The organism is Isoptericola sp. NPDC060257, from assembly GCF_042726645.1.
GTDB classification, from domain to species: Bacteria; Actinomycetota; Actinomycetes; order Actinomycetales; family Cellulomonadaceae; genus Isoptericola; species Isoptericola nanjingensis.
Map to the genome: position 1 here is coordinate 1 of NZ_JBHXAW010000284.1, position 5,706 is coordinate 5,706.

Genomic DNA, 5,706 nt, shown 5'->3' on the forward strand with positions numbered 1-5,706 from the left:
GATCGCTTTCTCGAAGGGTTCTCGCAGGGTCAGGCGGACGGGTCGACGACGCGCGCGACGACGGCGCACCGGTCGTCGCCCGGCGCGGCGCCGGTGGCGGCGCGCACGAGCAGATGACGCAGGGCGTCGCGCTCGGCGTCGTCCAGCCCGGCGAGCAGCTCGTCCTCCGCGACGCGCACGCGGGCGTCGAGGTCGGCGAGCACGGCCCGGCCGTGGTTCGTCACGACGATCCGGCGGGCGCGCCGGTCGGCCGGGTCGGGCTGCCGCTCGACGAGACCGCAGCCGGCCAGCTCGTCGAGCAGGTAGGTCATCACGGTGCGGTCGATGCCGAGCCGGGCGGCGAGCGCCGCCTGGGTGGGCGGCGCGTCGTGGGTGACGGCGGCGAGGACCTCGTAGCCGCGCCCGCCGTGCGGGACGTCGGCGCAGGCGGCGGCGACGCGGGCGCTCCACTCGCGCAGCAGCGCGGCCAGCGACCAGCCCAGCGGGGACGGGGCGTCCGGGCCGGCGGCGGTCTCCGTGGTGCTGCGCGTGGGGTCGGCGGTGGTGCTCACGGTGCCATCGTAAGCGGAATGCGCGGCTCCCCAGAAGAGTTGCCGCTGATATCGTCTGTGTGACAGACTATCTCCCGGACGACGGGAGCGGTCCTCCCGCGAAAGGTCCCGCATGACGGACTACGGCCACGACCTGGTCTTCGGCACGTTCCTCACCCCTACGAACCGCGACCCGCAGCAGCCGGTGCGCCTCGCGCAGGTCACCGAGGCGGCCGGGCTCGACCTGGTGACGTTCCAAGACCACCCGTACCAGCCCGGGTTCCTCGACACCTGGACGCTGCTGTCGTGGGTGGCCGCGCAGACCGAGCGGGTGACCGTCGCGGGCAACGTGCTCAACCTGCCGCTGCGGCCGCCCGCCGTGCTGGCGCGCGCCGTCGCGTCCCTCGACCTGCTCTCCGGCGGCCGCGCCGCGCTCGGCCTCGGCGCGGGCGGGTTCTGGGACCCGATCGTCGCGATGGGCGGCACCCGCCTGACCCCGGGGGAGTCCGTCGACGCGCTCGAGGAGGCGCTCGACATCGTCCGCGGCCTCTGGGACGGCCGGGAGCGGCGCGCGCTGCGGGTCGAGGGCGACCACCACCGCGTCGTCGGCGCCAAGCGCGGGCCCGAGCCCGCCCACGACGTCCCGATCTGGCTCGGCGCGCTCAAGCCCCGGATGCTCCGCCTCATCGCCCGCAAGGCCGACGGCTGGCTGCCGTCGCTCGCCTACCTCAAGGACGGTGACCTGCAACGCGGGCACGCGATCATCGACGAGGCCGCCGAGGAGGCGGGCCGCCATCCGGCCGAGATCCGCCGCCTGCTCAACGTGCAGGGCGCGGTGACCGCGCAGCCGCAGGGCTTCCTGCAGGGGCCGGTGGAGCAGTGGGTCGACGAGCTGGCGGCCCTCGCGCTCGAGGACGGCATCGGCACCGTCATCCTCGCCGCCGACGACCCGACCCTCATCCAGGTCTACGGCCAGGAGGTCGCGCCCGCGGTCCGCGAGCTGGTGGCGCGCGAGCGGGCGACGTCGGGCACGGCGCCCGCCGCCACGCAGCGCGGCGGGCGGGCCCTCGCGCTGCGCCGGCCCGGCATCGACTACGCCGCGGTGCCCGCGGCGCTGGCCGCGTCCGCCGTCGAGCCCGGCGACCGCGCGTACGACGCGGTGCGGCACAACTACCTGCGCTCCGGCGCGCCCGGCCTGGTCCTGCGGCCGCGCACGACGGCGGAGGTCGCCGAGGCGATCGCCTGGGCGCGCACGCAGGACGTGCCGCTCGGCGTGCGTTCCGGCGGGCACGGCATCAGCGGCCGGTCGACCAACGACGGCGGGATCGTCGTCGACCTGGGCGCGCTGGACCAGGTCCAGGTGGTCGACGAGGCCACCCGGCGCGTGCGCGTCGGGGTGGGCGCCACGTGGGGGCGCGTCGCCGAGGTGCTCGCGCCGCGCGGCTGGGCGATCAGCTCCGGCGACTCCGGCGGCGTCGGCGTGGGCGGGCTGGCCACCGCCGGCGGCGTCGGCTTCCTCGGCCGCCTGTACGGGCTGACGATCGACCACGTCGTCGCGGCGGAGGTGGTCACGGCGGACGGGCGCGTGGTGCGGGCGTCCGCCGACGAGAACCCGGACCTCTTCTGGGGACTGCGCGGCGCCGGCGGCAACCTGGGCGTCGTGACGTGGGTGGAGATCGAGGCGATGGCGCTGGGGGACCAGGGCGCCGTCGTGTTCTCCCAGATGACGCTCGACGCGTCCGACGTCGCGGGGACCCTCGAGCGGTGGGGCGCCGTCGTCGAGTCCGCGCCGCGGGAGCTCACGAGCTTCCTCATCCTGTCGCCGGGACGTCGTGGGGAGGGCCCGGTCGCCCAGCTCATGACCGTGTGGGCGGGCGACGACACGGACGCCGCCGTCGAGCAGCTCGAGCGGCTGGCCGGCGCCGGGCCGCTGCTGGGCCACCAGGCGTACCTGCTGCCCTACGCGGGCGTCGTGCAGGCGGGGGAGAAGCACCACCAGGGCGGCGGCGACCCCGCCGTGCGCTCGGGGCTGGTGGCGCACCTGGACACCGCGACCGCCCGTGCGTTCGAGAAGCTCGCGCTGTCCGGGGAGGCGTACTTCCTGCAGGTGCGCGCCACCGGCGGCGCCGCGAACGACGTCGACGAGGGCGCGACGGCGTACGCGCACCGGCACCAGAACTTCCTGCTGTCGGCGATGTCGTCGTCGCAGACCAGGCTCGACGCCGTGTGGGACGACGTCATGGCGCCGTGCACGGACGGGCTCTACCTCTCGTTCGACACGGACACCCGGCCCGCCCGGCTCGTCGACGCCTTCCCCGAGCCCACGCTCACCCGGCTGCGCGAGGTGAAGCGGGACTGGGACCCGGACAACGTGTTCCGCGCCAACTTCCCGGTGCCGCCGGCGGAGTGAGCGGGGCGCGCGGCGCGTCGGCCGGGTGCGCGAGGATGGAGTCATGCCTCTCGCACCTCGGTACCTGGCCGACGACGCCCGCTACGAGTCGATGACCTACCGCCGCACCGGGCGCTCCGGTCTCGACCTGCCCGCCCTGTCGCTGGGCCTGTGGCACAACTTCGGCGACGTGAACCCGTTCGACACGCAGCGCGCCATCCTGCGCCGGGCGTTCGACCTGGGCATCACCCACTTCGACCTGGCCAACAACTACGGCCCGCCGTACGGCTCGGCGGAGGAGAACTTCGGCCGCCACCTGGCGAAAGACCTCGCGCCGTACCGCGACGAGCTCGTCATCTCCACGAAGGCGGGCTACGACATGTGGCCCGGCCCGTACGGCGACCACGGGTCCCGCAAGTACCTGCTCTCCTCGCTCGACCAGTCGCTGACCCGGATGGGTCTGGACCACGTCGACGTCTTCTACCACCACCGGCCCGACCCCTCGACGCCGCTCACCGAGACGATGGGCGCGCTCGCGTCCGCCGTCCAGCAGGGCAAGGCGACGTACGTCGGCGTCTCCAACTACTCGCCGTCGCGCACGCGTGAGGCCGCGCAGGTGCTCGCCGACCTGGGCGTGCCGCTGCTCATCCACCAGCCCAGCTACTCGATGTTCAACCGGCACGTGGAGATCGCCGACCGCGACGACGCCTACGACGGCCACCAGAGCGAGTCGCTGCTCGACGTCGTCGAGGACCTCGGGGTCGGCACGATCGTCTTCTCCCCGCTGGCGCAGGGCCTGCTCACGGGGCGCTACCTGGGCGGCTCGGCGCCGGAGGGCTCGCGCGCCGCGCGCAGCGACTCGCCGTTCCTGTCGTCGTCGAACCTCACCGACACCTACCTCGACCGGGCGCGGGCGCTGAACGCCGTCGCGGAGGGTCGCGGCCAGACGCTCGCGCAGCTCGCCCTGTCGTGGGTGCTGCGCGACGCGCGCGTGACGTCGGCGCTCATCGGCGCCTCGTCCGTGGCGCAGCTCGAGGACAACGTGGCCGCGCTGTCCGCGCCGGCGCTCACCGACGACGAGATCGCCGCCATCGAGCCGCACGCCGTGGACGGCACCGGCCGCTGACCGAACGCCGACGACGGAGAGAGGGGGACCGATGGTGGTCTGCTGGTTCGTCGGGCTGACGACGCTCGACGTCGTGCACCGGGCGTCGGGACGACCGGGCGCGAACGAGAAGGTGACCGCGTCGCGGCAGGACGTCGCGGCCGGCGGCCCGGCGGCCAACGCCGCCGTCACGGCGGCCGCCCTCGAGACGCACGCGATCCTCGTCAGCGCGCTCGGCGCCGGGCCGATCGCGCAGGCGGTGCGGGCCGACCTCGACGACCGGGAGGTGGAGGTGCACGACGTCGCCGGCCCGGACGAGGAGTTCCCGCTCGCCGTCTCGGCGGTCCTCGTCGACGCCGCGACGGGCGAGCGGTCGGTGGTCTCGCCCGACGCCTCGCTCGTCGAGGTGCCCGCGCCGCGGCCCGACGCGCTCGCGGGCCTGCCGCGGCCGGACGTCGTCCTCTTCGACGGCCATCACCCGGAGATCGCCCGGGCCGTGCTCGCGCACGTCGACGGCCTGCGTCCCCGGCCGCTGATCGTGGTGGACGGCGGCCGGTGGCGGCCCGTGTTCGCCGAGCTGCTGCCCGCCGCGGACGTCGCGGCCCTCAGCGCCGACCTCACCGTGCCGCGGGACGTCGCGCCCGGCGCGACCGACGCCACGCACGGCGCGCTGCTGCTCGGGGCGGGGGCCGCCGTCGTCACGCACGGCGGCGACCCGGTGACCTGGGCCCTGCCGCGCCGGCGCGACGACGGCACCGTCGAGGTCGGCGAGCGCGGCACCGTGCCCGTGCCGACGGTCGACGTGCAGGACACTCTCGGCGCGGGCGACGCGTTCCACGGCGCGCTGGCCGTGGCGCTCGCCCGCGGGGCCGGGCTGGCGGACGCCTGCGCCGCCGCGGTGCGCGTCGCGAGCGTGCGCGTCGGGAAGGTCGGACCGCGGGCCTGGCTCGCCCACCTCCCCGAGCTGTCAGAGCCGCACGGGGGTAGGGACCGACCCGGGTCCGACAGCTCGCGGGACGAGGGGTGACGGCGGTCGCGGAGACGACGGCGGAGCTCGTCGCACGCGCCCGACGGCTGGCGGTACCCGGCGAGCGACGGGTCCTCGGGATCGTCGGTGCGCCGGGTGCAGGCAAGTCGACGCTCGCTCGCGCGGTCGTCGACGGGCTCGGGCCGGCGCTCGCCGTCGAGGTCGGGATGGACGGCTACCACCTGTCGAACGCCGTCCTGGCGGACCTCGGCCGGCGGGAGCGCAAGGGCGCGATCGACACGTTCGACGACGCCGGGTACGCGGCGCTGGTCGCCCGCCTCGCCGACGCGCGGCCCGGCGACCCGCCGGTCTACGCGCCGGTCTTCCGCCGCGAGATCGAGGAGCCCGTCGCGGCCGGGGTGGCCGTGCCGTCGGACGTGCCGCTGGTCGTGACGGAGGGGAACTACCTGCTCGCGCCGACCGGCGCGTGGCCCGCCGCCCGGGCCGGCATGACCGAGGTCTGGTACCTCGACGCGCCCGACGACGTCCGCCTCGCCCGGCTGGAGGAGCGCCACCACGCCTTCGGCAAGAGCCGCGACGACGCCCGCCGCTGGGCGCGCGGCTCGGACCAGGTCAACGCCGAGCTCATCCGGGCGACGCGGGACGGCGCCGACCTCGTCGTCCGCTGGACCGACTGACCTTCGAGCAAGCGATC

5 protein-coding genes are annotated in these 5,706 nt (G+C 75.8%); 4 read left to right on the top strand and 1 reads right to left on the bottom strand.

Annotation, left to right across the window (positions count from 1 at the left end; all coding sequences use genetic code 11):
- Positions 1-29: 29 nt before the first annotated feature.
- Complete coding sequence (locus ACFWEK_RS18120; RefSeq protein ID WP_430554929.1) at positions 30-551, bottom strand: MarR family winged helix-turn-helix transcriptional regulator; 522 nt, start codon at positions 549-551, stop codon at positions 30-32.
- Positions 552-663: 112 nt separating this feature from the next.
- Here ACFWEK_RS18120 and ACFWEK_RS18125 point away from each other — a divergent pair, with 112 nt between their 5' ends.
- The 4 genes from ACFWEK_RS18125 to ACFWEK_RS18140 are packed head-to-tail and all read left to right on the top strand — an operon-like array spanning position 664 to position 5,689.
- Positions 664-2,940: an LLM class flavin-dependent oxidoreductase gene (locus ACFWEK_RS18125; RefSeq protein WP_430554930.1), complete on the top strand. Its 2,277-nt coding sequence runs from the start codon at positions 664-666 to the stop codon at positions 2,938-2,940.
- Positions 2,941-2,983: 43 nt separating this feature from the next.
- The gene (gene mgrA, locus ACFWEK_RS18130; protein ID WP_430547687.1) at positions 2,984-4,045 is read left to right on the top strand and encodes an L-glyceraldehyde 3-phosphate reductase; all 1,062 of its coding nucleotides are present in this window, start codon (positions 2,984-2,986) and stop codon (positions 4,043-4,045) included.
- Positions 4,046-4,076: 31 nt separating this feature from the next.
- Positions 4,077-5,051: a PfkB family carbohydrate kinase gene (locus ACFWEK_RS18135; RefSeq protein ID WP_430554931.1), complete on the top strand. Its 975-nt coding sequence runs from the start codon at positions 4,077-4,079 to the stop codon at positions 5,049-5,051.
- A complete protein-coding gene (locus ACFWEK_RS18140) occupies positions 5,048-5,689 on the top strand; it encodes a nucleoside/nucleotide kinase family protein (protein ID WP_430554932.1) in 642 nt (213 codons plus the stop codon). Before ACFWEK_RS18135 ends, ACFWEK_RS18140 begins: the two co-directional genes overlap by 4 nt.
- Positions 5,690-5,706: the final 17 nt, after the last annotated feature.